28 protein-coding genes are annotated in these 26,356 nt (G+C 72.0%); 7 read left to right on the top strand and 21 right to left on the bottom strand.

The genetic code is table 11. The features are described from left to right. Positions 1–5: 5 nt before the first annotated feature. The 11 genes from AB0367_RS15120 to AB0367_RS15170 form a co-directional block, all read right to left on the bottom strand. A complete protein-coding gene (locus tag AB0367_RS15120) occupies positions 6–554 on the bottom strand; it encodes an RNA polymerase sigma factor (protein ID WP_366226875.1) in 549 nt (182 codons plus the stop codon). Between the two features lie 407 nt (positions 555–961). Beyond that, positions 962–1,786 carry a serine hydrolase domain-containing protein gene (locus AB0367_RS15125; protein WP_366226876.1) on the bottom strand — a complete coding sequence of 275 codons (825 nt, stop codon included), beginning with the start codon at positions 1,784–1,786 and terminating at the stop codon, positions 962–964. A gap of 10 nt (positions 1,787–1,796) precedes the next feature. Continuing rightward, positions 1,797–3,407 (bottom strand): glycosyl hydrolase family 18 protein, encoded by a 1,611-nt coding sequence (locus AB0367_RS15130; RefSeq protein WP_366226877.1) that lies wholly within the window; start codon positions 3,405–3,407, stop codon positions 1,797–1,799. A 217-nt stretch (positions 3,408–3,624) separates the two neighbouring features. Then, positions 3,625–5,802: an MMPL family transporter gene (locus tag AB0367_RS15135; RefSeq protein WP_366226878.1), complete on the bottom strand. Its 2,178-nt coding sequence runs from the start codon at positions 5,800–5,802 to the stop codon at positions 3,625–3,627. 21 nt (positions 5,803–5,823) lie between these two features. Continuing rightward, positions 5,824–6,372, bottom strand: a complete 549-nt coding sequence (locus AB0367_RS15140; protein ID WP_366226879.1) for a TetR/AcrR family transcriptional regulator — start codon at positions 6,370–6,372, stop codon at positions 5,824–5,826. A gap of 278 nt (positions 6,373–6,650) precedes the next feature. After that, complete coding sequence (locus AB0367_RS15145; RefSeq protein ID WP_366226880.1) at positions 6,651–7,631, bottom strand: BadF/BadG/BcrA/BcrD ATPase family protein; 981 nt, start codon at positions 7,629–7,631, stop codon at positions 6,651–6,653. Further along, positions 7,628–8,869 carry a 6-phospho-beta-glucosidase gene (locus AB0367_RS15150; protein WP_366226881.1) on the bottom strand — a complete coding sequence of 414 codons (1,242 nt, stop codon included), beginning with the start codon at positions 8,867–8,869 and terminating at the stop codon, positions 7,628–7,630. The genes AB0367_RS15145 and AB0367_RS15150 overlap by 4 nt, the downstream gene beginning before the upstream one ends. Continuing rightward, on the bottom strand, positions 8,866–9,687 hold the full coding sequence (locus AB0367_RS15155) for a carbohydrate ABC transporter permease (protein WP_366226882.1): 822 nt from the start codon (positions 9,685–9,687) through the stop codon (positions 8,866–8,868). The genes AB0367_RS15150 and AB0367_RS15155 overlap by 4 nt, the downstream gene beginning before the upstream one ends. Then, positions 9,684–10,604, bottom strand: a complete 921-nt coding sequence (locus tag AB0367_RS15160) for a sugar ABC transporter permease (RefSeq protein ID WP_366226884.1) — start codon at positions 10,602–10,604, stop codon at positions 9,684–9,686. Before AB0367_RS15160 ends, AB0367_RS15155 begins: the two co-directional genes overlap by 4 nt. A gap of 2 nt (positions 10,605–10,606) precedes the next feature. Continuing rightward, the gene (locus AB0367_RS15165) at positions 10,607–11,908 is read right to left on the bottom strand and encodes an ABC transporter substrate-binding protein (protein ID WP_366226886.1); all 1,302 of its coding nucleotides are present in this window, start codon (positions 11,906–11,908) and stop codon (positions 10,607–10,609) included. 11 nt (positions 11,909–11,919) lie between these two features. Next, complete coding sequence (locus AB0367_RS15170) at positions 11,920–13,056, bottom strand: ROK family transcriptional regulator (protein ID WP_366226887.1); 1,137 nt, start codon at positions 13,054–13,056, stop codon at positions 11,920–11,922. A 287-nt stretch (positions 13,057–13,343) separates the two neighbouring features. On the opposite strand from AB0367_RS15170, the gene AB0367_RS15175 reads away from it, so the two are divergent. Further along, complete coding sequence (locus tag AB0367_RS15175) at positions 13,344–13,937, top strand: DedA family protein (RefSeq protein ID WP_366226888.1); 594 nt, start codon at positions 13,344–13,346, stop codon at positions 13,935–13,937. Positions 13,938–13,983: 46 nt separating this feature from the next. Here the strand turns inward: AB0367_RS15175 and AB0367_RS15180 are convergent, their stop codons facing one another. From AB0367_RS15180 to AB0367_RS15190, 3 genes are all read right to left on the bottom strand, one after another. Continuing rightward, on the bottom strand, positions 13,984–14,817 hold the full coding sequence (locus AB0367_RS15180) for a PhzF family phenazine biosynthesis isomerase (RefSeq protein ID WP_366226889.1): 834 nt from the start codon (positions 14,815–14,817) through the stop codon (positions 13,984–13,986). Positions 14,818–15,046: 229 nt separating this feature from the next. Next, complete coding sequence (locus AB0367_RS15185) at positions 15,047–15,481, bottom strand: hypothetical protein (protein ID WP_366226890.1); 435 nt, start codon at positions 15,479–15,481, stop codon at positions 15,047–15,049. A gap of 327 nt (positions 15,482–15,808) precedes the next feature. Then, entirely contained in the window at positions 15,809–16,678 is an 870-nt protein-coding gene (locus AB0367_RS15190) for a LysR family transcriptional regulator (RefSeq protein ID WP_366226892.1), read from the bottom strand. 70 nt (positions 16,679–16,748) lie between these two features. On the opposite strand from AB0367_RS15190, the gene AB0367_RS15195 reads away from it, so the two are divergent. Next, complete coding sequence (locus AB0367_RS15195) at positions 16,749–17,600, top strand: dihydrodipicolinate synthase family protein (protein WP_366226893.1); 852 nt, start codon at positions 16,749–16,751, stop codon at positions 17,598–17,600. A gap of 79 nt (positions 17,601–17,679) precedes the next feature. On the opposite strand, the gene AB0367_RS15200 is transcribed toward AB0367_RS15195, so the two are convergent. The 3 genes from AB0367_RS15200 to AB0367_RS15210 form a co-directional block, all read right to left on the bottom strand. Next, positions 17,680–18,105: a hypothetical protein gene (locus AB0367_RS15200; protein ID WP_366226895.1), complete on the bottom strand. Its 426-nt coding sequence runs from the start codon at positions 18,103–18,105 to the stop codon at positions 17,680–17,682. 109 nt (positions 18,106–18,214) lie between these two features. Continuing rightward, entirely contained in the window at positions 18,215–18,616 is a 402-nt protein-coding gene (locus tag AB0367_RS15205) for a PLD nuclease N-terminal domain-containing protein (protein ID WP_366227118.1), read from the bottom strand. A 77-nt stretch (positions 18,617–18,693) separates the two neighbouring features. After that, positions 18,694–19,116, bottom strand: a complete 423-nt coding sequence (locus AB0367_RS15210; RefSeq protein WP_366226897.1) for a hypothetical protein — start codon at positions 19,114–19,116, stop codon at positions 18,694–18,696. A gap of 90 nt (positions 19,117–19,206) precedes the next feature. Here AB0367_RS15210 and AB0367_RS15215 point away from each other — a divergent pair, with 90 nt between their 5' ends. After that, on the top strand, positions 19,207–19,812 hold the full coding sequence (locus AB0367_RS15215) for an MBL fold metallo-hydrolase (RefSeq protein WP_366226898.1): 606 nt from the start codon (positions 19,207–19,209) through the stop codon (positions 19,810–19,812). Positions 19,813–19,887: 75 nt separating this feature from the next. Here the strand turns inward: AB0367_RS15215 and AB0367_RS15220 are convergent, their stop codons facing one another. The 3 genes from AB0367_RS15220 to AB0367_RS15230 form a co-directional block, all read right to left on the bottom strand. Continuing rightward, complete coding sequence (locus tag AB0367_RS15220) at positions 19,888–21,114, bottom strand: DUF6596 domain-containing protein (RefSeq protein WP_366227119.1); 1,227 nt, start codon at positions 21,112–21,114, stop codon at positions 19,888–19,890. Between the two features lie 83 nt (positions 21,115–21,197). Next, on the bottom strand, positions 21,198–21,533 hold the full coding sequence (locus tag AB0367_RS15225) for a YciI family protein (RefSeq protein WP_366226899.1): 336 nt from the start codon (positions 21,531–21,533) through the stop codon (positions 21,198–21,200). 148 nt (positions 21,534–21,681) lie between these two features. Then, positions 21,682–22,860: a HEAT repeat domain-containing protein gene (locus tag AB0367_RS15230; RefSeq protein WP_366226900.1), complete on the bottom strand. Its 1,179-nt coding sequence runs from the start codon at positions 22,858–22,860 to the stop codon at positions 21,682–21,684. Between the two features lie 376 nt (positions 22,861–23,236). Here AB0367_RS15230 and AB0367_RS15235 point away from each other — a divergent pair, with 376 nt between their 5' ends. Genes AB0367_RS15235 through AB0367_RS15245 form a run of 3 tightly spaced genes read left to right on the top strand, consistent with a single transcriptional unit; the run spans position 23,237 to position 25,332 of the window. Next, positions 23,237–23,617, top strand: coding sequence for a DUF4247 domain-containing protein (locus tag AB0367_RS15235; protein ID WP_366226901.1), 381 nt, complete (start codon positions 23,237–23,239; stop codon positions 23,615–23,617). Beyond that, positions 23,617–24,462 (top strand): hypothetical protein, encoded by an 846-nt coding sequence (locus AB0367_RS15240; protein ID WP_366226902.1) that lies wholly within the window; start codon positions 23,617–23,619, stop codon positions 24,460–24,462. Before AB0367_RS15235 ends, AB0367_RS15240 begins: the two co-directional genes overlap by 1 nt. A gap of 18 nt (positions 24,463–24,480) precedes the next feature. After that, positions 24,481–25,332: a hypothetical protein gene (locus AB0367_RS15245; RefSeq protein WP_366226903.1), complete on the top strand. Its 852-nt coding sequence runs from the start codon at positions 24,481–24,483 to the stop codon at positions 25,330–25,332. On the opposite strand, the gene AB0367_RS15250 is transcribed toward AB0367_RS15245, so the two are convergent. After that, positions 25,329–25,694 (bottom strand): nuclear transport factor 2 family protein, encoded by a 366-nt coding sequence (locus AB0367_RS15250; RefSeq protein ID WP_366226904.1) that lies wholly within the window; start codon positions 25,692–25,694, stop codon positions 25,329–25,331. The genes AB0367_RS15245 and AB0367_RS15250 overlap by 4 nt on opposite strands. A 28-nt stretch (positions 25,695–25,722) precedes the next feature. On the opposite strand from AB0367_RS15250, the gene AB0367_RS15255 reads away from it, so the two are divergent. Then, entirely contained in the window at positions 25,723–26,340 is a 618-nt protein-coding gene (locus AB0367_RS15255; protein ID WP_366226905.1) for an L-threonylcarbamoyladenylate synthase, read from the top strand. Positions 26,341–26,356: the final 16 nt, after the last annotated feature.

Genomic DNA, 26,356 nt, shown 5'->3' on the forward strand with positions numbered 1-26,356 from the left:
TCCGGTCAAGAGAGCTCGTCGCGCAGTAGCCGCCGGGCGCGCATGACGCGCGTCTTCACCGTCCCTATGGGGATGCCCAGACGGACCGAGATCTGCTCCATGGTCATGCCCCGCACCACGCTCGCGTCGATGACCTGGCGATGCTCCGGCGAGAGCCGGTCGAGCGCTGCGGCGAGGTCGGCGGAGGGTACGCCGGCCAGCGCGACATCCTCCGCCGACTGCTCGCAGCGGAACCGCACCAACTGCAGCACCCGCTGCAGCCGCTGCTGCGCCCGTTGCTTGCGCTGCAGGTCGACGAGCCGTCGCTGCCCGATCCGCCAGAGCCAACCCGGCACGTCCCGGATCTCCTCGCCGCGGGCCGCTCCGGTCCACACCGCGATGAACACGTCCTGCACTACGTCGTCGAGGAGTACGCCGTCGGCACATCGTTGCCGCAGCCGGGCCCGGAGCCAGGGAGAGTACCGGCGGTAAAGCTCCTCGCACGCCCGCCGGTCGCCATCCCGGACGGCGCGCACGAGGGCAGCGTCCGCCTCGATCCCCGGGTTATCGGCCATCACATCCCCTCGTCGGCCAGGGGCGGATCGATGGTTCCATGCCGGAGTGTGATGCGCATCACGATAGCAAGCCGGGGTCAACCTCTGCTGAACCGGGGCGCTGTCAGGCGTCGGCTGACGAGCGGACGCCCCCAGCCTCGGCATTGCCCGCGTCAGGGGCGAAAGAAAGATCGTGACAGGCGGCGCGTGTCGACATCGTCTCCGCGCTGAACGTCCGGCGGACCGTCGGACGGTAGGAAACCGGCGTGCGGCTCCCATCATTTTCCCGTGCCGATTCACGGGATTTCGTCCCGGCCGGTGGATCAGGGTCCCGCGGTTCGTTCTGTCAGATTCAGCCCAGATCAGAGGGCACTTTTCGCGTTCCCAGCCGCCACCGTCCGGTCGCCTTGGCGAAAGCGCGAGGTTCGTCAGCCCGCGTGCTCGGCCAGCACCGCGTCGGACAGGGCCGGCCACACCTCGGCCGCCCACTCGCCGAAGTCGCGGTCGGTCAGGCAGGCCAGTGCCAGGCCCGCGTCCGGGTCGACCCACAGGAACGTGCCGGTCTTGCCGAAGTGGCCGAACGTGCGGGGGCTGTTGCGGGAGCCGGTCCAGTGCGGGTGCTTGCCGTCGCGCAACTCGAAGCCCAGGCCCCAGTCGTTCGGGTCCTGACGGCCGAAGCCGGGCAGGACGCCGGAGACGCCCGGATACTGCACCGTGGTCGCGGCCGGCATGAGGTCGGGCGCCAGCGACGGGTCGAGCAGTTCCTGGCCCAGCAGCGCCAGGTCGGAGACGGGGCCGACGGCGCCGGCGGCGGGGGAGCCCTCCAGGCGGGTGCCGCCCATGCCGAGCGGGCGCAGCACCGATTCGGTCATCAGCTCGGCGAACGTGCCGCCGGTGCGGGTCAGGACGAAGTCGGCGAGCAGCTCGAAGCCGCGGTTGGAGTAGATGCGCTTGCGGCCGGGGGCGGCCAGGACGGAGTCCTCGTCGAACGCGACGCCGGAGGTGTGGGCCAGCAGGTGGCGCACCGTGGCGCCGGCCAAGCCCGCCGAGCCCTCTGCGTCCGCCGGTTCGTCCAGCAGTACGTCACCCCGGTCCACCGCGACGAGGACCGTCAGGGCCGTGAGCAGCTTCGTGACCGACGCCCACGGCAGGGCGGTGTCCGGGCCGTGGCGGTCGCGGACACCCTTGGCGTCCACGACCGCCACTGCTGCGGTCTGCACGGGCCAGCTACTCACCAAGTCAAGTGCGCTCACCCGTTGAAAGCTACGGCAACGCGTTGAGGAACGGCCGGTTGGCGTTCATGAATTCCCAGTTGTAGTACCGGTCCCAGTTGATCGACCAGGTCATGAGGCCGCGGAAGGCCGGCGAGGTGCCGCCGCGCAGCGTGTATCCGCCGCACCCGGAGCCGGAAGCCAGGCAGTTCACCGCGCTCTGGACGACCGCCGGGGCCACGTAGCCGTTGCCGGCGCTCACCGCGGCCGGCACGCCGATCGCGATCTGGTCGGGGCGCAGGCCCGGGAAGGTCTGGCCGGTGTTGGCGACCGGGAACCCGGCCTTGAGCATGTCGGTCATGGCGATGTGGAAGTCCGCGCCGCCCATGTTGTGGTACTGGTTGTCCAGGCCCCAGATCGGGCCCGAGTTGTAGTCCTGCACGTGCAGGATCGTCAGCGAGTCGCGCAGCGCGTGGATGACCGGCAGGTAGGAGCCGGCCCGGTTGTCGCCGGCGCTCGTGCCGCCGTAGAACTGGTAGCCCAGCTGCACGAAGAACGTCTCGGGCGCCATGGTGAGCACGAACTTGCTGCCGTACTTCGCCTTCAGCGACTTCAGCGCGGCGATGAGATTCACCACGACCGGAGTGGTGGGATTGCGGAAATCACTGTCGCCGGCGTTGAGGTACAGCGAGTGGCCCTCGAAGTCGATGTCGAGGCCGTCGAGGCCCCATCGGTCGATGATCGCGCTGACGGAGGAGACGAACTTGTCGCGGGCGGCGGTCGTGGTCAGCTGGACCTGCCCGTTCTGGCCGCCGATCGAGATCAGCACCTTCTTGCCCTGGGCCTGCTTGGCCTTGATCGCGGCGAGGAAGTCCGCGTCGGACTCGACGTTCGGGCACTCCGCCACCGAGCAGCGGTTGAACCGGATGTCGCCGGAGGTGACGCTGGTCGGCTCGCCGAACGCGAGGTCGATGACGTCCCAGGCGGCCGGCACGTCGGCCATGCGCACGTATCCGGATCCGTTGGCGAAGCTCGCGTGCAGGTACCCGATCAGGGCGTGCTTGGGCAGGCCCGTCACCGGCGGCTGGCTCGTGCTCGTGCTGGGGCTCGGCGACGTCGACGCGGACTTCGACGGGGAGGGTGACGTGTTCGGGGTGCTGCTCGCCGAGGTCGGCGGGGTGCTGCTCGGCGGCGTGCCCGGGCCGTCGAGGGCGATGTCGTCGGCGTTGTAGGCACCCTGTCCGTACCAGCCGTGCAGGAAGACCTGGACCGACGTCTGGCCGGCGGTGGTGGTGAACGGCACGGTCAGCTTCGTGTAGGTGCTCGCGGACGTCCAGGTGGACGCGCCGCCGGTGATCCCGAGGTAGACGTAGTTGCCCCGGACCCACCCGGAGAGGGTGTACGCGGTGTTCGGCTGGACGGTGACCGTCTGCGTACACTGCGCGGTGTCGGAGGCGGTGGCGTTGCCGTTGAGGGCGTAGGACCCGGAGTGCACGGGCGACGTGACCGCCCCCGAGCCGCTGCCGGTGCAGGACCAGCCCGACAGCGAGCCGCTTTCAAAGCCGGGATTGGACAGCAGGTTGGCCGCATACGCGTTGCTGGCCACGAACAAGCTCGTGACCAGCAAGGTAGCGGCGCCGAGGATGAGCGCGACGCGCTTCATGGGGCGACCTCCATCGACGGTGGTCGCCATTATTAGGTTTGTTAACTGTTCCTGTCCAGACCCGTTAAGTCTCCGATAAGCCCGGCCCCCGCGCGCCGGGCTCATCGTTCAACGTTCGCCGGTTTGCTGCGTATCGATCTTGCACTTGTGGTGCCCGGCAAACCCGGCATTCACGGAGTGTCTCGGCACCAGAACTGCAAGATCGGCAAGGGTGACCCTAGACGCGTGCGGGCTCGGCTGCCGGCTCCTGCGCCAGGTGCTCGCGCAGCCGTTCGCCCTCGATGTCGACGTTGGGCAGCAGCCGGTCGAGCCAGCGCGGCAGCCACCACGCGGCGCGGCCGAGCAGTGAGACCACCGCCGGCACGATCGTCATGCGCACGATGAAGGCGTCGATCGCCACGCCGATGGCCAGGGCGAAGCCCATCGACTTGATGATCGGGTCCTCGACCAGGATGAAGCCGGCGAACACCGCGGTCATGATGAACGCGGCCGCGGTCACCACCCGGGCCCCGTGGCCCATGCCGTTGATGGTGGCCTGCCGTGGCGTGTCGCCGTGCACGAAGTCCTCGCGCATCCGTGACACCAGGAACACCTCGTAGTCCATGGCCAGGCCGAACAGGATGCCGATGAGCAGGATCGGCAGGAAGCTCACCAGCGGGCCGGACTGATCGAGGCCGACCAGCGACTTGAGGTGCCCGTCCTGGAACACCAGCACCGTGAGGCCGAACGTCGCGCCGACCGTCAGCAGGAAGCCGGCGGCGGCCTTCAGCGGCACCAGGATCGAGCGGAAGACGAGCATCAGCAGCAGTACCGAAAGGCCGACGACCAGCAGCAGGTACTGCGGCATGGCATCGGACAGCTTCGCCGACACGTCGATGCCGACGGCGGTCTGGCCGGTCACGGCGAAGTCGGCCCCGCCGATCGTCGCCAGCTTGGCGCGGATCGCGTGGACCAGGTCCTCGGTGGCCGCGTCCGTCGGGCCGGTCTTCGGGATCAGCGGGACCAGCGCGGTCTTGCCGTCCCGGCTGAAGTTCGGCGGGGCGGCGGCCAGCAGGTTCTCGGTACCCTGCAACTGCTGTACGGCCTCGCCGGCCTTCGCGGTGGTCACGTCGGGCGAGTCGCTGGACACCACGAGCGCCAGCCGGCCGTTGAAGCCCGGGCCGAAGCCCTGGTCGATGAGGTCCGCGGCCTTGCGGGCCGGGGTGTCCGCCGGGCCGGCGCTGGCGCCCGGCAGCGCGATGCGCATGTGCGCGGCGGGGATCGCCAGCGCGGCCAGGCCGAGCACGCCGAGCAGGATCACCGGCACCCGCAGGCGGATCATCCACCGCGCCCAGCGGAACCCGAAGTTCTCCGCGTGGTCCGCCGTGCCGTCGCCGATCGCCCGGCGCTGCTTGCGTGACAGGATCCGCTGCCCGGCGAAGGCCAGCAGTGCCGGCTGCAGGGTGATCGCGACCAGTACCGCGACGGCGACCGTGCCGGCCGCGGCCAGGCCCATCACGGTCAGGAACGGGATGTTCACCACGGCGAGGCCGGCCAGCGCGATGACAACGGTGGCGCCGGCGAACACGACCGCCGACCCGGCCGTGCCGACGGCGCGGCCCGCGGCCTCCTCCGGTTCGAGGCCCTCCACCAGGTTCTGCCGGTGCCGGGACGAGATGAACAGCGAGTAGTCGATGCCGACGGCGAGGCCGAGCATCAGCGCCAGCACCGGCGCGGTGCTGGTCAGGTGGACGACGCCGGACAGCGCGAACAGGCCGGCCATCCCGGCGCCGACGCCCAGCAGCGCGTTGAGCATCGTCATGCCGGCCGCGACCAGCGAGCCGAACGTCACCAGCAGCACGACCAGCGCGATGGCCACGCCGACGCCCTCCTTGCCGCCGATCTCGGGCTCCTGGTTCATCACCTCGCCGCCGTGCTCGACCCGCAGCCCGGCCTGCTCGGCCGCGGCCCCCGTGCCCTCGTACGCGGTCCGCTGGTTCTTGGTGACCTTGTCCGCGCGGTCGGTGAACTGCACGTTGATCAGCGCGTATCGCATGTCCGGCGACAGCGCCCGCGTGGTGTAGGGGTCCAGCGCCCCGACGACGCCGGGCAGCTTGTTGGCCTCCCCGACCAGGCCCATCACCGCCGCCTTGTTCGCGTCGGAGGTCAGGTTGCCACCCTCCGGCGCGGCGATCACGATCGTGCCGGTGGCCCCGCTCGCCTCCGGGAACTGCCGCTTGAGCGCGTCGATCGCGCGCTGCGACTCCGTACCCGGCATGGTGAAGTCGCTGGATGTCGGGCCCTTGAACGCGGCGGCCGCGCCGCCGAGCGCGCCGAGCGCCACGATCCACAGGACCAGCACCAACCAGCGGTGCCGGAACGAGGCCCGGCCGAGCCGGTAGAGCACAGTAGCCATGACGTTTGTGTCCTAACGAGTTCAGGTGGGCGGTGCCAGTGCGCGCGTCGCCGCCTCGATCAGTGCGGCGCGCAGTTCTTCGTCGGAGTAGCAGTGCATGCCCTGGTCCACGGCGAACGCGATCGCCGGGATGCCGGCCAGCACGAGCTTGGCCGCGACGGCCGAAACCGGGGTGCCGGACGGCCCGGCGAGGATCTCGCAGAGGCGTTGGGTCAGCAGGTGTACCCGCGCGAAGGACGGCTGCTGCAGCAGTCCCGGCAGGTCGCCGTAGATGACCTGGATCTCCTTGCGATACCGCATCGACAGGTCGACGAACCCCTCGATCGCCGCGGTTCGCGCCGGCGCGGACTCCAGGCCTTCGAGCCGGTCGTGGAGCTGCTCGAGCTCGGCGATCGCCGGCGCGCACAGCTGCGTCAGGATCGCCTCTTTGCTGTCGAAGTGGTACAGCAGGGCCGCCTTCGAGCACCCGACGTCGACCGCGATGTCGTGCAGCGAGGTCCCCTTGTAGCCGGAGGCCGCGAACAGACGCGTCGCCGAGGTCAGAATCTCCTCGCGGGTGTTGCTGCGCACCACGATGCACCTCCGCCCGGTCGAGTCCGCCCGCCGACTGCCCTGTCCGATCGGTCAGGCCGGATGACAGCATGACTGACCGACCGGTCAGTTACTGACCGATCGGCCAGCTTTGAGACTCACCTCACAGCGCTCGCCGGCGTCGTTCGCCTCGTCGGCCGCGAGGCAGCGTCCTGACCAGCACCGACGCCGGGGGCTCGGGCACAGCGGCGCAGCCGAGCAGCGGCGGACTCGGCATCGGGCGCCCCGGCAATGACCGCCGAGGCGTCCGCGAGCGGTTACCAGGCGGCGCGGACGGCGGCCTCCACGTTCGGCGGGCAGGTGCCGCCGTGCAGGGTGTCGAGGGCGAGCAGCGCCGCGCCCGCCACCGGGGGCGTGGACAGCACCGTGACCGTCGCCCGGGGCGACAGGGCCGCGATGCGGCACAGGAGGCCCTCGTGCAGCTGGGGGTGCCGTGCGGTCAGGACGCCGCCGCCGAGGACCACCGTGTACGGGGCCGCCAGCAGGTCCAGCCTCGACGCCGACACGCGGATGAGGGCCTCGATCTCGTCGGTCAGGCGGCGAACGACGCGGCCTGCCACGGCGTCACCCGCGGCGGCCACCTCGAACAGCACCTCGCACAGCTCGTCCAGCCGGGACTGCGGCAGGTCGCCCAGGTGCAGGGCGATGCTCACGGCCTCGACGGTGGGCAGGGCGAAATGCTCGCGCACCGCCTCGGCGAGGGCGGTGGCCGGGCCGCGGCCGTCCTCGGCGCGGCAGGCGTGGTACAGGGCCAGGGCGGCCAGGAGGTGGCCGCCGCCCCAGTCGCCGGACAGCTGGCCAAGGGCCGGGAAGCGGGACGTGGCCCCGTCGCGGCGGCGGCCCACCGCGTTGATGCCGGCGCCGCACACCACGCCGACGGCGTCCGGGGCCGAGGTGCCGGCGCGCAGGAGGGCGAACAGGTCGTTGTCGACGGTGCAGGCGGTGGCGAGGGCGAGGTCGGCCACGGCGGCGTTGAGGCGTTCGACCTCGATCGGCAGGTCGGCGCCGGCCACGTAGACGGACAGCTGCGACAGTTCGATGGCCGGCGGTACGGCGGCCACGTCCCGGGCCTGGGCGATGAGGGTGGCCAGCTGAGCGACGGCGCCGGGCAGGCCGAGCACGTGCGGGGACGTCGTCGGGCCGGCGACCCGGGCCAGGATGCGGCCGTCGGAGTCGCCGAGCACGACGTCGGTCTTCGAGTTGCCACCATCCGCCGCGGCGTAGAGCCGTGCGGTCACGACAGCCAGGCCAGGTGGTCGCGGTTGGCCGCCAGCAGGTCGTCGGTCAGCCTGGTGGCCTTGTCGTGCTGGGCCACGAGGGGGTGGGCCAGCAGGGCGCGGTACACGCGGTCGCGGCCGCCGTGCAGGGCGGCGTCCACGGCGAGTTCCTCGTAGGCCGACACGCCGGCGACCAGGCCCGCGAACTCGGGGCGCAGCGCGGGCGCGGGCAGCGGGTGGGCGCCGTCGGCGCCGACGCGGCACGTGGCCTCGATGACGGCGTCGTCGGAGAGGAACGGCAGGAAGCCGCGGTTGCGCACGTTGACCGCGTGGATGCCGCCGTCGTCGTGGTGCAGCGAGGCGATCAGGCCGACCGCGGCCTCGGAGTAGAAGGCCCCGCCGCGCTCGCCGAGGAGCGCGGGCTTCTCGGTGAGCGCGGGGTCGGCGTACATGCGCAGGAGCTGCTCCTCGAGTTCGGCGACCCGCTCGCCGCGGGTGGGCCGGCCGCGCTCCTCGGCGACGACCTCGTCGTGGCAGTAGAAGTAGCGAAGGTAGTAGGAGGGCACGCAGGCGAGGGCGGTGATCACCTCGGCGGGGATCTGCACGCCGGCGGCGAGGTCGGCCAGGCCCTGCTCAAGCAGGTGCGGCAGGCGGTCGACGCCGTCGACGTAGGCCGCCCGCTCCCAGGTGAGGTGGTTGAGTCCGACGTGGTCGAGGGTGACGGCGGACGGCTCGACGCCCAGGGCCGCGGCCCACCGGCGCTGGAACCCGATCGCCACGTTGCACAGCCCGGCGGCGCGGTGGCCGTCGTCGAGCAGCGCACGGGTGACGATGCCGACCGGGTTGGTGAAGTTGACGATCCACGCGCCCGGGTCGGCGCGGCGGGCGATGTCGAGCACGACGGGAACGGTGCGCAGCGCCTTGGCGAAGCCGCCCGCGCCGGTCGTCTCCTGGCCGACGCAGCCGCAGGCCAGCGGGAACGTCTCGTCGCTGATCCGGGCCCGCTGCCCGCCGACGCGCAGCTGGATGACCACCGTGGACGCCCCGGCGAGCGCGTCGTCGACGTCGGACGTCCAGCGCAGCTTGGCCGGCGAGCCGTGGTGGGCCAGGATCCGCTGCGCGAACGAGCCCACCAGGGACAGCCGCTCGGCTGCGGGGTCCAGCAGCACGATCTCAGTCGCGAACGGCGCGAGCCGGGCGAACCCGTCGATGAGCTCCGGGGTGTAGGTGGACCCGCCCCCGACGACCGCGATTTTCAACCCTTGACTCCTGTCAGTGTCACGCCCTGCACGAAGGCGCGTTGTGCGAAGAAGAACAGTGCCACGACCGGCACCATCGTCAGCATGGTCGCCGCGCTCACCAGATTCCACTGCACGTGGTGCAGCGTGCGGAACGAGGCCAGGCCCAGCGAGAGCGTCCAGTTGTGCTCGTTCTCGCTGGTGTACAGCAGCGGCCCGTAGTAGTCGTTCCAGGCGTAGAAGAACTGGAACAGCGCCGCCGCGGCGATGCCGGGCCGGGCCATCGGCAGCACCACGCGCAGCAGTGTGCGCCACTCGCCGCAGCCGTCGACGCGGGCCGCGTCCAGGTACTCGCCCGGGATCGTGACGAGGAACTGGCGCAGCAGGAAGATGGAGAACGCGTCGCCGAACAGCATCGGCAGCATCAGCGGCCACAGGGTGCCGGTGAGGCCGTAGTTCGCCCACATGAGGTACAGCGGCACGGTCGTCACCTGCGGCGGGATCATCATCATGCAGACGACGACCACGAGGACGGCGCCGCGGCCGCGCCAGCGCAGCTTCGCGAGCGCGTAGGCGGCCGGCACGCTGGACAGCAGCATGAACACCGTGGCCAGCGCCGAGTAGACGACCGTGTTGAGCAGATATCGTGGCATCGGCGTGCGGGCGAACACGTGCGCGTAGTTCTCCGGGTGCCACGACGACGGCCAGTACGACGCGGTCAGCGCCTGCGAGTCGCTCATGAACGACGTCAGCAGCAGGAAACCGACCGGGGCCACGAACATGACGCACAGCGCGATCGCGAGGCTGTGCCGGGCCACCCAGACGAGTTTGGTGTTCACGAGGCGGTCTCCGGGTTGACGCTGCGCCGCAGCAGCAGCAACGACACCGCGAACGCGACCACGAACAGCAGCACGGCCAGGGCGTTGGCGTAGCCGAGCGCCCCGTAGCGGAACCCGACCACGTACAGCCACAGCGGGTACGTGAACGTCGAGCCCTCCGGGTAGCCGAACGTCGAGGAGATCCCGGCGCCGGTGGTGGCCTGGCCGCTGGCCGCCGACGCGGCGACGGCGGCCTGGGTGAAGTACTGCAGCGTCGTGATGACCCCGATGACGGCGGTGAACACCACGACCGGCCGGATGTGCGGCAGCGTGACGTGCCGGAAGCGCTGCCACGCGTTGGCGCCGTCCAGCGCCGCCGCCTCGTGCTGCGCGACGGGCGCGTCCAGCAGCGCGGCGAGGTAGAGCACCATCACGTCCCCGACGCCCCACAGCCCCAGCAGTACCAGGGAGGGCTTCGACCAGTCGGGGGAGTTGAACCACAGCGGCGCGTGCACGCCGATGGAGTCCAGGAACGTGTTGACCGGGCCGACGCCGGGCTTGAGCAGGTACACGAAGGCCAGCGTCGCGGCGACCGGCGGGGCGAGCGCGGGCAGGTAGAAGATCGTGCGGTACACGCTGCTGCCGCGCCGCAGCTTCGTCAGCAGCAGGGCGCTGCCGAGCCCGCCGAGCATCCGCGCGGGCACCATGACGACCACGAACCACAGGGTGTTCTTCACCGCCTTGGCCAGGAACGCGTCGTCGAACATGTGCCGGTAGTTGCGCAGGCCCACCCACTCCGGGACGCTGAGCAGGTCGAACCTCATGAACGAGAAGTAGGCCGCGGACAGCAGCGGATACAGGAAGAACACCACGATGCCGACCGCCGCCGGCGCCATGAACGAGGCGACGGTCAGCCCGTGGCGGAGCTTGTGGTGCACCCCTAGCCGCCCAGCTGCAGCAGCGAATTGATCTGCTTGTCGACCCCGGTCAGGCCGCCGGTCAGGTCGCCGGCCTTGCCGCTCTGCCAGCTGTCGCAGAAGGTCTGGAACGTCTCCTGGTATGCCGGGCCGGCCGAGGACGGCGGCGTGGTCGAGGTCTTCGGGTTGTTGAAGATGTCGACGAACGTCTTGAACTCGGCGTCGAGCTTCAGGTCCGGTGAGGCCAGGGCGTCCTTCGTGGACGGGATGTTCTTCAGGCTGTTGGCCAGCTTGACGATCGCCTTCGTGTCCGTGGTCAGATACCTGATCAGCTCCCACGCCGCCTCCGGGTTTTTGGCGGTCCTGGAGATGCCGATGACGTTGCCGGTCACGTAGCCGGCGCCGTAGCGCTCCGATGCGGATGTCGGCATCGGCGCCACCCCGAAGTCGAGGTCCGGTGCCTGGTCCTTGGCGAAGGCGATCCGGTACTCCCCGTCGATCGCCATCGCGATCTGGCCCTTCTGGAAGGCGTTGGCGTCGGAGTACTCGTCGCCGAGCCCCGAGCGGAACGCCTCGAGCTTGTCGTAGCCGAACCAGTCGACGAGGTCCTTCTGCCACTTGAGCAGCCGCGGCCAGCCCGGATCGCCGCCGATCGCCGATGAGCCGTCGGACTTGAGCCACTGCGCGCCGACCATCGGCCCGAAGTGCGAGGGGGCGTTCTCGTAGAAGCCGAACAGCGGCAGGAACCCGGCCGTGGTGATCGTGCCGTCCGCCGAGCGCTTCGTGAGCTTCTTCGCGTCCTCGGCGAACTCCTCCAGCGTCTTGGGCGGGCCGGCGATGCCCGCCTCGGCGAACATCTTCTTGTTGTAGTACAGGCCGTAGGCGTCGGCGAGCACGGGCATCGCGCAGCGCTTGCCCTTGAACTCGGTGTACTGCTTGACGGTCTGCGGGAAGGCGTCCATCGACACCTTGTCCCGGGCGATGTACGGCGCCAGGTCGAGCCACGCGCCGGAGGCGCAGAACTGCCCGACGATGTCGGTGGAGTAGGACAGGCCGACGTCCGGGCCCTGCCCGCCGCCGATCGCCTGGGTCATCTTCGAGTCGTCCTGGCCGGACTTGACCACGACCTTGATCTTCGGGTGGCTGGCCTGGAAGTCGTTGACGACCGCGTCGATCGCCTCCGCTTCGCGGTCGGTGAAGAAGTGCCAGAACTCCACGGTGCCGGACACGTCCGCGCCGGGGTCGGCGATCGGCTTGTCCTTCGGCGCCGGAGTGCACGCGGCCGTCAGCGCGACGGTCGCGGCGAGCACGACGAGACGACGCAAGGGGAACTCCTTCAGGGGGTGGGTTGGCGCAGCGCGGCGAGCAGGGTCTCGCGCACCGCGGTCACCGCCGCGTCGCCCGCGCCCAGCAGGGGCGCGTCGCCGTCGACGGTGCTGACCGCGATCGCCGTCTCCAGCGGCGCGGCGTGGGACATGGCCTTGACGACGGCGTCGCCGAGCGGCTCGCCGTAGGCCCGGGCGACCTCGCCGCCGATGACGACCAGCGGCGGGTCGAGGACCGCGACCACGGCCGCGAGGCCGAGCACGATCCGGCCGGCGAGCTCCTTGAGCAGTTCGTCCCGGGTGTCGTACCGCGCGGCGAGCGCCCGGACCGCGTCGGGACCGACGAGGTCGTGGAAGTCGCCGTCGCCGACGGGGATGTAGCCGATCTCGCCGGCGCCACCGCGGGCGCCACGCAGCAGCGACGCCGCCGCTCTGGCTTGACGGGGCTGCGCGCCGAACGAGCCGCCGAGGTCGATCGCGAGGCCGAGGCCGCTGTCGCCGATCCACAGCAGCGCGAACGCGTCGGCCTCCTGTGCCGCCCCGTGCGCCCGCTCGGCGAGCGCGGCCAGGTTGACGTCGTTGTCGACGCCGACCGTCACGCCCAGCCGCGCGCCGAGCTCGTCGACCAGCCCCGGGCGGCTCCAGCCGGGCACGTCGACGTGGTGGATCACCCGGTCCCGCGGGTCGAACGCGCCGGCCACGGCGAGCTGGACGTGCGCGACCGGCTCGCGGCTCACCCCGGCCGCCTCGCACAGCGCGGCCACCGTCTCGTCGACCGCGCTCACCGGGTCGGTCCGCGTGAAGTCCACGGGCACCTCGAGGTGGGCCCGTTGTGCGCCGCGCAGGTCGTGCAGGGCGGCGGTCAGCGCCGGCGCGTGGTCGCGCACCGACATCGCCACCGCGTACGCGGCGTCGGCACGCACCGCGTACACCTCGGCGTTCGGCCCCGGCCGCCCCGTCTCGTGGCCGACCCCGGCGACGAGCCCGACCTCGGTGAGCCGCCGGATGGCCTCCGAGACGGTGGGCTTGGACAGCCCGGTCAGGTCGCGCAGCTCGGCCCGGGTGAGCTCGCCGTGGTCGAGGAGGTGCCCGAGCGCGGCGGCCTCGTTGAGGGCTTTGAGCAGCTTGGAGGACCCACCGAGGACCACGGTTGCCTCCAACTAATAGGCAGACTGACTAACAGTTTGAGGAAAGGTAAGCGCCCCCACATCCCGCTGTCAATGCCCCCGGCATCAGTGCTCGCGCCGGGACTCGTGCCGGACGGTGCTACCGGGCACGGCGCCAGGCGGCGACGATCTCCTCGGGGTCCAGTGGTCGCAGGATCGTCGGCGGGCCCTCGATCAGGCCGCGCTTCGCCCGCTCGATGCGCGAGCCTCCCGAATCTGCCGGTCAACGTGCGATTCATACCAGCTGGCCATTGTTTTCCATGCTACCCGTGGCAGGATCCTGGCCGATGGAGCACTTCGAGCAGTACGGCTACCCGGCGCTGGCACTACTCGTGCTGCTGGAGGGCGTGGGCATCCCGACCCCCGCGGTCAGCGTGGTCGTCGCGGCCTCGGCGCTCGCCGCGCACGGCCGGCTCTGGCTGCCCGCGGTCGTCGCGATCACGTTCCTGGCCGCCGTCGCCGGGGACAATCTCGGGTATCTGCTCGGGCGGCGTGCGGGCCGCCCCGTCATCCTGCGCTACGGGCGGCGGGTCGGCCTCACCGAGCCGCGCCTCGCACGCGCCGAGCGCTTCGTCGCCACCCGCGGGATCAACATCATCGTGGTCGCCCGGTTCATCGACGGGCTGCGCCAGACCAACGGCCTGATCGCGGGCGCGACCGCGCTGCCGTGGCCGCGGTACGCGATCCGCGACGGCATCGGCGCCGTGCTCTGGACCACGCTGTGGGTCACGGTGGGCGCCGTCGCGGGAAACCACCTGGACGTCCTGCGGCGCTTCCGGTTCCCCGTGGCCGCCGCGGCGCTCGCCATCGCGCTGTTCTTCCTGATCCGGTACCTCCTGAGGCGCCGCGCCCGCAAATCGTGACGGCGTCTCACGCTCCTCGCTCTTGCGGCCCCGTCCGCCGCGTGTCCTATGCGGACTGCCCGATCTGGACGGCCCGGCCGGTGACGGTCACGCCGGCGGCCGGGTCGGCGTCCAGGCCGACCCGCAGCAGACTCGGGCGGCCCATGTCGTGTCCCTGGTGGACGGTCAGCGTGACCGGCGCGGCGACGAGCCCGAGCTCGCGCAGGTATCCGCCGAACGCCGCGGCGGCCGCGCCCGTGGCGGGGTCCTCGTACACGCCGCCCGGCGGGAACGGGTTGCGCGCGTGGAAGACGGTTTCGCGCTCACGCCAGACCAGGTTCACGGTGGTCCAGCCCTGCTCGGCCATCAACTCGCGCAGCGCTGTCTTGTCGTAGTCGAGCTCGGCCAGCCGCGCCCGGCTCGCGGCGGCGACGACGGGGTGCCACGCGCCCGCGTACGCCACCCGCAGCGGCAACGCCGGGTCGAGATCCTCCGGCTCGTACCGCAACGCGGCCAGCAGCCGCACCGCGACGTCCCCGCCGAGCGTCTTCGAGGCGGGCGCGACGCTGCGCAGCGTCGCGCTCCCACCGGCGCTCTCCACGGCGATGTCCCCGACCGGCGCCGCGAGGCTGATCGGCCCGTCGCCGAAACGCTCGGCGTACGCGACCGCGCTGGCGATCGTGGCGTGTCCGCAGAACGGTACCTCGGCCAGTGAGCTGAAGTAGCGCACCGTAGCGGCCCGCCCGCCCCGCGGCGTCAGGAACGCGGTCTCGGAGTAGCCGACGTCGGCGGCGATGCGCTGCATGTCCGACTCGGCGAGCCCGGTCGCGTCAAGCACGACACCGGCCGGGTTGCCGCCGGCGGGATCATCGGTGAACGCGCTGTAGCGCAGGATCTCCATGCCCGTCGACGGTAGGCTCACGGCGGCCCGGCGGCACAGTCCAATCGGCCAGCGGTGGCACGTGGCGCACCGCCGGCACGATCGTTCGCCGCGCTCGTGTTGGTCGCGTTGTCCTGGCGGCGCGCATGTCCGCCTCGGATGCTCGTCTCGGCCGGACGAGGTGTCCTCCTGGACGCGTCCTTGGACGCCGTGTCCTGCTCGGATGCCTGGCCTCAGCCAGTGGTGGATCTCAGTTGGAGGCGATGCCGAGCCCGCTGGCGCCGCCGGTGCCGCCGTGGAACTTCGTGCCCTCGGCGAAGGCGGAGTCGAAGCGCTGTTGCAGGGCGTTGAGCTCGGAGAAGTTCGCCTGGTGCGAGTTCTCGCTGCCCTCGGCGGCGAAGACGTGGTCGTCGACCTCGGCGTTGTGGCTGTAGTTGGTGAAGTCGGTCGACTCGTAGTGCACCCCGCCGGGCTGGTCGAACTGGACGTGGTGACCCGTCGAGAAGTTGGTCGACTCCGCCGCGTGGTGGTCCTGCTCGTAGACGCCGAACTGGCTGTTGTAGTCCGCCTCCGAGCCCTGGGCCTGGTGCAGCTGGTCCAGCGCGCCGTGCTCCTGACCGGCCTCGTAGTGGCCGTAGTCGACCTCGTGGCCGCCGTCGTAGCCGCCGGTGTCGATGTCGCTCATGAAGTATTCCCCTCGGTTCACTCACGGAGTGCTATGTAATCGACGTTACGGTCTGTGCGACTTCACGGAATCCTCCGAACGTGCTGTTACGAGCTCCGCCCGCCGACGCCGCGCCGGTTTCCGCAGGACCGGGCCGGTGTGATGATGCCGTGGCCGCGCGTGCGGCTCGGCGTGCGCTGACCACGTCGAGCGGGCAGGAGCCGGACGCGCTCGGGAACACGTCGGCGGTCGAGCCCATGCCGCGGCGACGACGGCCCGGTGGCCGGTGGCCGAGGCGCGTCGCCGGCCGCGGGCGGAGCGGTCACCCTGAGTGCTCGTCAGTGTTCGTCAGTGCTCGTCTAAGTCGATGCCGAGCGTGCGGGCGAAGGCCGCGACCGCGGGGTGGCGCGCCGCGCCCGCGCGGAACGCCAGCCGGGTGCGGCGGCGGGTCGGCAGCGGCGTGAGGACCACGCCGCCGGGCACGTCGGTCGCGGCGAGTTCCGGGACCAGCGCGACGCCCTGGCCGGCGGCGACGAACGTGAGGACGGTGACGAAGTCGTCGGCGTGGTGACGGACACGCGGAGAGAAGCCGGCGGCCTCGCACGCCCGGATCGTCATCGTGTGGCACAGCGTGCCCTGGCTGGCGAGGATCCACGGCTCGTCGCGGCACTGCGCCAGCCGCCGCGGGCCGGTCGCGGCGATGAAGATCGTCTCGTCGAGCAGGGGTGCGGTCCGCAGCGCCGGATCGGGCTCGATGGGCACCAGGTCGTAGTCGTGCACCAGGGCCACGTCCAGGGTGCCGTCGCGCAGCAGCCGCGGTACGACCGCCGGGTCCAGCTCCTGCACGGTCAGCTCGAGGGCCGGGTGCGCGTCGCCGAGCGCCACCAGGGCCGGCGGCAGCAGGGTGCGCATCGCGGTCGGGAACGCGCCGATGCGCAGCGGCCCGGACAGCCCGGCGCGACTGGCGGCGAGCGCGGCGCCGGCCCGTTCGAGCGCGGTGAGCACCTCCTCGGCGTGCGCCACGAGCGTGCGGCCGGCCGGGGTGAGCGCGACCCGCCGCCCGGTCCGTTCCAGCAGGGCCACGCCGGCCTCCCGCTCCAGCGCCGCGAGCTGCTGCGACACCGCCGAGGGCGTGTAGGTGTGCGCGGCCGCGACTGCGGCGATCGTGCCGTGCTGGGCGAGGTCGCGCAGCAGGCGTAGCCTCCGGACGTCGAGCATCAGCTAAGCTTACGCTCGACGGTGTGATTGTGAACTGGACCTGGTGCTCGGATGGACCCACGCTGGGGACGTGGACCTTTCCGGAGTTTTCGTACCGCTCGTGACCCCCTTCGACCCCTCCGGCGCCGTGGACACGGCGGCGCTCCGCGCGTTGGGGGAGTCCGTGCTGGCCGCGGGCGCGGCCGGTCTCGTGGCGCTCGGCACGACCGGCGAGCCCGCGACGCTGAGCGCGACCGAGCGCGCCGAGGTCGTGGCGGCGTGCCGGTCGCTGGGTGCGCCGCTGCTCGTCGGCGTGGGCGGCAGCTCGACCGCGGCGTGCGCCGCCGAGGTCGCCGCGCTGCCGCCGGGCGTCGCGGCGATGGTGGTGGTGCCGCCGTATACCCGCCCCGGCGAGGCCGGCGTGGTCGCCCACTTCCTGGCGGTCGCGGCGGCGTCACCGGTGCCGGTGGTGATCTATCACATCCCGTACCGCACGGGTCAGCTCCTCTCGCCGCCCGCCCTCCTGCGGATCGCGTCCATCCCCAACGTGGTGGGCATGAAGCTCGCCGACGGCCCGATCTCCGGCGACACGCTCGCGTTCCTGGCCGCGGCGCCGACGGGCTTCGCGGTGCTCGGCGGCGACGACGCGGTGATCTCCCCGCTGCTGGCCCTCGGCGCGAGCGGCGGCATCCTGGCCTCGGCGCACCTGGCGACGGCGTCGTACGTGTCGCTGTACGAGGCGTGGCGGGCCGGTGACGTGGCCGCGGCCCGCAAGCTCGGACCCGGCCTGGCCGCGCTGTCGGCGGCCCTGTTCGCCGAGCCCAACCCGGCGGTGGTGAAGGCGGTGCTGCACGCGCAGGGCCGCATCACCACGCCGTCGGTGCGGCTCCCGCTGCTCCCGGCGAGCGACGCGGCCCGTGACGCCGCGCTGGCGCTGCTGTAGCGCGGGGCGGGCATGGCGAAGGCCGGCCACCGCGCGGTGACCGGCCTTGTACCAGGGGCTGTGACTACGCCACGCCGTGTTAGTTGGAGGCGATGCCGAGTCCGCCGGTGCCGCCGTGGAACTGGGTGCCCTGGGTGAAGGCGGTGTCGAAGCGCTGCTGCAGGGCGTTGAGCTCGGAGAAGTTCGCCTGGTGGGAGTTCTCGCTGCCCTCGGCGGCGAAGACGTGGTCGTCGACCTCGGCGTTGTGGCTGTAGTTGGTGAAGTCGGTCGCCTCGTAGTGCACGCCGCCGGGCTGGTCGAACTGGACGTGGTGACCCGTGGAGAAGTCGGTGGACTCGGCCGCGTGGTGGTCCTGCTCGTAGACGCCGAACTGGTTGTTGTAGTCGGCTTCGGAGCCTTGGGCCTGGTGCAGTTGGTCCAGGGCGCCGTGCTCCTGGCCGGCCTCGTAGTGGCCGTAGTCGATGTCCTGGCCGCCGTCGTAGCCGCCGGTGTCGATGTCGCTCATGTCGTTTCCCCCTGGTCCTGGAAGGCGGTGTCGCCGTTGACAAGAACGTTAGGCGGCCCGGCGGGCGGTTGAATCCCGGAAACGTGCCAGGGCCCGCGCTCGCCGAGGCCTACTCGTGCTTCTCCTCGCGACGGCGCAGTTCCTCCTCGCGGCGGCGCAGGTCGGCCTCCCACTTGGAGAACATCTCCTCGTCGGCGCGGCGGTCGCGGGCCAGCTCGCGCAGGAATTCGGGGTCGTCGTCCGGAGCCAACTGCCGGCGGCTCGGCCGCTGGTCCTCCGGGAAACCGTTGCCGGGGCGCCATTGCGCGCCGGCGCCGGCGCGGGCCTGCTGAGGCCGGCCGGCCACGAACCAGGCGATCCAGCCCACCGGCGAGAACAGCAGGATGATGAAGACCCAGGCGACCTTCGGCAGGTTGCGCACCTGGTCCTCATCCGTCGACAGACAGTCGATCAGCGCGACAAGAAGGATGGCAAGGTCGATCAGGAACAGCAATCCGTAGAGGCGAATCACGCCGGACATCATGCCGGAACCGGCGCCCGTTGTCCGCCCCGCGACCGTTCGGCACCAGCACCGGGCGGGGGCCGCCCTCAGGAGGTGAGGCGGATCCGCAGGTATCCGAGGTCGAGCTCGCCGCGGCGCAGGCGGTCCAGGTCGCTGCGGTGGGCGTCGACCGGGATCAGCAGCGCGTGCCGGGTCGACTCCGGGCGGACCTCGGGCCGGCGCTTCGGCGGTGGCCCGGACGGCGTCCGCGCGCCGTGCGGCTCCGGCCGGCCCGAGCCGAGGCGCTGCCGTACGTCCGACCAGCGCGCGGCCGGGAAGCGCAGCGACTCGTCGGCGAGGACCAGGTCATACGGGATGCCCTTCTCGTCGCGCAGCGGGAACGCGACCAGGGTGCGGTCGCCGACGAGCTCGGCCAGGGCGAGCATGCGCAGTCCGTCGCGGCGGGTGACGACGAGCTCCTGCGCCCGGGTGAGCATCGCGCCGCGCAGCGGGCGCACCGGGCGCAACACGCGGTAGGCATACGCGCCGACCTGCACGTCGTCGCGGCGCGTCGGGCGTCGGCGGGCCTGACCGCGCGTTACCGAATAGGCTTTGGACCCATGGTGCGCATCGAGCGGTTGGTCACGTCGGGCACGTTCTCGCTCGACGGTGAGACCTTTGACGTCGACAACAACGTCTGGATCGTCGGGAACGACGCGGAGGTGCTCGTCATCGACGCCGCGCACGACGCCGACGCGATCGTGGAAGCGCTCGGCGGCCGCCGCGCCGTGGCCATCGTGTGCACCCATGGTCACGACGACCACATCGACGCCGCGCCCGAGCTGGCGCTGCGCACCGGCGCGCCGATCATGCTCCATCCGGACGATCTGCCACTGTGGCACATGAGGCACCCCGATCTTGAACCGAACACGCACCTTACCGATGGCCAGGCGATCGGGGTAGCCGGTGCCGAGCTGCGCGTGCTGCACACGCCGGGGCACAGCCCGGGCGCGGTGTGCCTGCACGCGCCGGAGCTGGGCGTGGTCTTCTCCGGCGACACGCTGTTCCAGGGCGGCCCGGGCGCGACCGGCCGATCGTTCTCGGACCGGCCGACGATCCTGCGCTCGATCCGCGAGCGGCTGCTGACCCTGCCGCCGGAGACGGTCGTGCACACCGGCCACGGCCCGGACACCACGATCGGCGCCGAGGCCGCCTCGATCGAGTAGGGCCGCCGGCACCCCGCGCGCCGGCTCGTGCCGCTCCCGCGCCGCCCCTGACCTGTGGCGACCTGCTGGGACGGGTCAGGGCGCGTGCTCGGTGGCCCGCTCCAGCAGGGCGTCGCGCTCGGCCGGGCTGTGCGCCAGGTCGGCGGCGCGGCGGAACAGGCCGGCGGCGCGCTCCCGGGCGCCGGCCCGCGCGGTCAGGTCGGCCTCGGCGGCGAGCGCCAGCGGGTAGTCGTCGAGCGCGCCACCGGCCCGGGCCTCGGCGAGCAGGGCGAGGCCGGCGCGCGGGCCGTGGGCGTAGCCGTGCGCCACCGCGCGGTTGAGCGCGATCACCGGCGTCGGCTGCCGCAGCCACAACTCGTCGTAGCAGCGCGCGATGCGCGTCCAGTCGGTCGCGGCGACGGAATCGGCGGTGGCGTGGCAGGCGGCGATGCGGGCCTGCAGCGCGTACGGGCCGTCGCGGTGGGCCGGCTCCGCGTCCAGGGCGGCGAGGATCGCGACGCCCTCCGCGATCGCCGCGCGGTCCCAGCGCGAGCGGTCCTGCCGCTCCAGGGTGCGCAGCCGCCCGTCGTCGTCGCGCCGCGCGTCGCGGCGGGAGTGCTGGAGGAGCAACAGCGCGAGCAGGCCCGAGATCTCCGAGGAGTCGGGCCGCGGCCGCAGGGTGGGTAGCAGGTCGGCCAGCAGGCGGGCCAGGCGGATCGCCTCGTCGGCGAAGGCGGGCGAACCGTCGGCGTTGTAGCCCGTCGTGAACAGCACGTACAGCACGCCGAGCACGCCCGGCAGGCGTTCGGGCAGGGCGGTGCCCTCGGGGACGCGATACGGGATGCTGGCCTGGGTGATCTTCGTCTTCGCACGGGTCAGGCGCTTGGTCATGGTGGCCTCGCCGACCAGGAACGCCCGGGCGATGTCGGCCGTACGCACGCCGCAGATGGTGCGCAGGGTCAGCGCGACGCGCGCCTCCAGCGGCAGGGCCGGGTGGCAGCAGGTGAAGATGAGGCGCAGCCGGTCGTCGGGGAAGCCGCCGAGCTCGGGCGGGGCCGGGTCGCCCCGCTCCAGCACGGCCAACTCGCGCAGCTTGGTGCGCTCGACCGTGGCGCGGCGCAGGACGTCGATCGCGCGGTTGCGGGCCGCGGTCATCAGCCACGCCGCCGGGTTGTCGGGGACGCCCGCCGACGGCCACCGCCGCAGCGCCGTGGCCAGGGCCTCCTGGGCGCAGTCCTCGGCCAGGTCCCAGTCCCCGGTGATGCGGATTAGGGCGCCGACGATGCGCGGATACGCCTCGGCCGCCGCGGCGCAGACGGCCACGGCGGTGGCCGAGGCCGCCCCGGCCCCGGGCGCGGCCGCCGCCACGTCCAGGGCCGGGGAGCTTACGCCGTGCGTGTGGGAGGTCACTGCTCGAAGTCGGCGAACGGGCGGATCTCGAGGCGGCCGGTGCGGGCCATCGGATGGGCGCGGGCGACCGCGATCGCCTCGTCGAGGTCGGCGCACTCGAGCAGGTCGAAGCCGACGATGACCTCCTTGGTCTCGGCGAACGGGCCGTCGGTGAGGAGCAGTTCGCCGCTGCGGACGCGGACCGTCGTGGCCGCCGAGGGCGGGGCCAGCACCGCGCCGCGCACCCGGCGGCCCGCGGCGTCGTTCTCCGCGACCCAGACCTCGATGTCCGGCTCGTCGGTCTTGTCGGTGTCGGGCTCCGGGTCGCTGCAGACGAACATCAGGTACTTCATCGCGCACTCCTTCGTGGTGAACTCAACCCTGGTGACGAACGGGTCCACCGGATTCGGACAGCGTCTGGCCCTGGTGCATGTACAGCACGACGTCGTTCTCCAGCGCCTGGGTGTGCCTCTCCAGCAGCGGGTTGTCGTAGGGCAGGCCTCACCGTCCGGTGAGCAGGTGGCGGCGGACCTTGCCGCTGGGGTCGGCGCGAAGTTGGTCGGCACGTGCGGTGCAGGCGTCCGGGTCGAGGGTGGCGAGGGCGCGCCACGCCTCGCCGCGGATTCGCACGTTCGGATGGTCGAGGAAGGCGACGAGCCGGGTGGCATCGTCGCGGGTGCCCATGTCGGCCAGGCCAGCGAGTGCACCGATGATCGCGTCTCGGGTGGCATCGGCGTTGGTGAGTGTCGTGCGGTAGAGCGCGGCGGAGCCGGTGTGGCCGAGGGCGCGCAGGCTGGCGCGGGCCAGGTAGCGCACCCGTGCGTCGGGGTCGAGCAGGGCGCGGCGCAGGTGCGGTTCGTTGTCGGGGTGGTGGGTGCGGGCCCGCAGCGCCTTCCACCGGATACGGGGGTTGGGGTCGGATTCGAGCAGCGGCAGCAGCCGGCGTTGGGTGGCCGGGTCAAGGCCGCGTGCGGTGGCCACCCCGGTGGCCCAGTGCCGCAGGGCCGGGTCGCCGGTGGCGACGGCCTGCTCGACGGAGGCGGCCGGCTCGATGGTGGCGAGCATGCGCAGGCAGCTCGCGGCGACCGCGGTGTCATCGCCGCGGGCGCCGGCCCACAGGGCGGCTCGGCCGGCCGGGTCACCGTCGATGAGCAACTCGCCGATGGTGCGCACGATCGGGCCGGCGCGGCGGCGCGCGCCGAGGCCCTCGATCAGCGGGAGGAGTTGCACGAGCAGGGCGCCGTGGCCAACCGTGAGCCGGGCGTGCACCGCGGCGGTGGCCTGCTGGCGGACGGGGTCGACCGGGTCGTTGAGGCGCAGCAGGAGGAACGGCAGGGTGAACAGCTCGTCGCTGGTGGCCAGCCACCGGACACCGGCCTCACGCAGGTATCCGGACCGGTCGAAGGTCAGCAGCGCCGCGACCGCGGCGGCATGCCGGCCGTAGTTCTCGCTCAGCGCGCCGACGTCGGTTGCGAGCATCGCAGCGAGCGAGCGGCGACGGCCGCGGTACGCGCCCTCCAGGACGACGACGGCGCGCGGGGTGGCCAGGCGCAGCAGGCCGCTGAGTCTTTCGGCTGTCCGTGCTGGGTCCTGGTCCCACCAGCGCAGGACCTCATCGACGCCGACGATCAGGCGCTCGGCGTTCCAGCGCTGCGCCCATTCGTCGTGTTTGCACCGCATCGTTCTATCCGTCCCGCAGCCGGATGGCGATGCGGCTGCCATGCTTGCGCAGGATAGCCAGGGACACCAAGGCGCCGCCTCGGATATTGCCGGCCCGTCAGGCGTGGCGAGCGCCCGGTCGCCGAAGCGAAGCGCGGCTTCGGATCGGTGGTGGCTCGCGACATGGTCCGTCGCGATCGTGCTGGACCAGCTTGATCGGGTGCCGTGGGCGGAACTGGGGCACGCCTCCGGCCCGGCCGCAGACGTGCCCGAAGAGGATCGTCCATTGTCCGACGCAATAGGGCCGGTGCACCCGGGGGCTTGTTACGTTTCCCCCCGCCCAGAAGGCCCCGCGGACCGGCAAGCTGGTCCTGACCGAGACGACGGTGACGCTTCCATGAGACGCATCTGCTACCTCGTGGCCGGCTGCCTGGCCGCGGTGGGCCTCGTCATCGGCGGGATCACGGTGTTCTACGGCGACTTCTCGCCCCGCTCCTACGTGGCCAACCACTATCAGCGCGCGGCGTCGCGCGATATCGGCACCGAGGCGCGCGCCTACCTCAGCACCAAGCCCCCGTCCTTCGTCGCGGACGAGATCTCCCAGGCCTGGTCGCCCGCCGGCCGTCATGTCGACGGATCCGGTGTCTACCTGCGGTACTCCAACGACTCCGTCGTGCTCAAGCCCAACGACACCGGCACGCTGATCCTGGTCGAGGCGCTGCGGACCGCGTACCCCCGCTACTCCGGCACGCTCGGCGGCAACGGCTGGGCCGGCTGATGCCGGGCAGCAGCCCGCGGGTCAAGGCGCCCGCGGTATCGCAGCGGAACAGGAAGCGGCTGATCGACGCGATCTGGGTCGGCGTCGTCATCGTGGTGATGCTGCTCGTGTTCGCCTACTGCTCGCAGGACTCCGGCGACGGCGTGGCCGTCGACCAGGCCGACGCGCAGGCCGTCGCCGCCGACCTCGCCCGCGCCTCGGCCGTGCACGGCATCTGCTACGGCTGGCAGCTGCTGGACTCGACCACGCCGGTGAGCTCTGGCTCCAATCTCGGCGTCGGCGTGCGGGTGACCGACAGCCCAGAGCAGTGTCCCAGGTTCTTCGAGGTCCGCGGGGAGTACCACTACTACCCGGACAGCAGCGACTCGGAGGACTACGCGCAGTACACCATCGTCAGCAACACCGGGCGCCGCTCGACCCGGATCGATCCGGCGGGCCTGGAGCGGCTCGGCGTCGGCGCGAATCGGCTGCTGGGCGACCCGGCGGCGGTGATCCTCGACGCCGCCGAGGCCCTGCCGCTGCTGGCGCAGGAGGCCGGCGCGGCCGAGGGCCCGGTGCCGGAGCCGAGCGTGACCGGCACCCCACTGCCCGTCGAGGAGGGTGGCAGCGACTTCCTGCGGGACCGCTGGGTGCTGCTGGTGATCAGCGGCTCGTTCCTGCTGGCCGCGGCCGGCACCGTGGTCCTCGGACTGGTCGTCTCGCGCATGCTGGACAAGCTGGACAAGCCCGAAAAGCCGGAGCAACGCAAGAAGCCGGGCAAGACAGGTCAGTGTGATGCATCCGATCCGAACAGCCGGGTGGATCGGCCGTTGCGGCGCAGGCGGCGGCGCGGTCGCGGGGACTAGACTAACGATCTTGTGTCGATGCCTTGTGTGACGTGTGGTGCTCCCGGACACGACACCGGCGGGACTTTCCTCTGCATCCGGCACGGCGGGGTGCCGTCCGCGGCGTTCGTGGCCGCGCTTGTCGGCGGACCGCGGCGGGGGCCGGACCGGATGCCGGCGGAGCCGGGCGTGCCCGACGCCGGCGGTCCGTGGCTGCCGGACCTGCCCGATGTGGCCCTGCCGCGGTGGCCGGACGCGCGGGTCGGCGAGGCACCCGGCGCCACCGGCCGCGAGACGATCGGCCCGAGCGGCGCGGAGGAGATCGAGGAGATCGAGGACCGGCCGCCGGCCAGACTGCGGGTGTACACCTGGCTGTTCGTCGTCGTCACCGCCCTGCACGCGGTGCTGCTCGTCGGCAACGTGCTGGTGCTGCGACGGGAGGACGAGGTCCTGCGACGGTACGCCGCCGAGCCCTCCTCCATCGACCGGCCCTCGGCCGGGGCGGTGTTCGAGTTCGTCGACCGGCTGGCCGGGGCGGTGACGGTCGCGCTGTGGGTGACGCTGCTGATGTTCGCCGTCTGGTTCGGCGTCATCGGGCGGGTCGCCGACCGGCAGGGACGCGACCGGCGGGCGTTGCTGCGGCACTGGACCTACCCCGGGTGGCGGCTCGCGCTCGTGCCACTGGTCGTGTATCTGTTCGTGGAGGCGGCGCGGGATGAGGCCGGGCCCGCCGACCGCACGGCGTTCGTGGCCGAGGCGCTGGCGGCCAACCATGCCGCCGTCATATTCACCTTACTGCGCATCGTGATGCTGGCGTTGCTCACCGCGTTCGTCGTGGTCGTCTGGCGTCGGCTCAATCCGCGCGAATCGGGCGCGCGGCCGCGATATTAGCCGCTGTCGCCGGTCTGCCGCATCCACCACTCGGTGAACTCGCGGCACTGGCCCACCGTGTCGAGGCGGATCAGCCAGAGGTTGCTGTAGACGACCGACGGATACGTCGTCGTGCCCTGCAGGATGCTCAGGTCCGGGCCGACCGTGATCGGGAACCAGGTGAACGCCGCCTCGCCGGAGGCGTCCACGCGGCCCAGCCACTGCCTGACGATCGTGTCGCGGCCGCGCCACGGCTCGCGGTAGGGCGCGGGGTAGTAGGCCGCGTCCTCGGCGAACAGCTCGCCGATGTCGTCCGGGTCGTTGGTGTGCCACGCGCGGACGTAACCCTCCACCCAGCGGGTCACCGCCTCCAGATCCGTCATGGGCTATCCCTACACGTAGGCTTTGTCTGTGGCGAGGTACTTCGACGTGCACCCGGACAATCCGCAGCCCCGGCTGCTCCAGCAGATCGTGGCGCTGCTGCGCGGGGACGGCCTGGTCGCCTACCCGACCGACTCCTGCTACGCGCTCGGCTGCCAGCTGGGCAGCCGCCCCGGGCTGGAGCGCATCCGGGAGGTCCGCCGCCTGGACGATCGGCACCACTTCACGCTCGTGTGCCGCGACTTCGCGCAGCTCGGGCAGTTCGTGCAGATCTCCAACGCGGTGTTCCGGCTGGTCAAGGCGGCGACGCCGGGCAGCTACACGTTCATCCTACCGGCCAGCCCGCAGGTGCCACGGCGGCTGCTGCACCCGAAGAAGCGCACCGTCGGCGTGCGCATCCCGCAGCACACGGTGACGCAGGCGCTGCTGGCCGAGCTGGGGGAGCCGCTGCTGTCCAGCACGCTGCTGCTGCCCGGGCAGGACGAGCCGATGACGCAGGGCTGGGAGATCAAGGAGGCGCTCGACCACCAGCTCGACGCGGTCATCGACGGCGAGTGCGGCACCGAGCCGACCACCGTGGTCGACCTGTCCGACGACGAGCCGCAGATCCTCCGCGTCGGCGCGGGAGACCCCAGCCGCTTCGAGTGAGCGCGGGGCTTCGCCG

The organism is Dactylosporangium sp. NPDC051484, assembly GCF_040689395.1.
In the GTDB taxonomy this organism is placed as follows: Bacteria; Actinomycetota; Actinomycetes; order Mycobacteriales; family Micromonosporaceae; genus Dactylosporangium.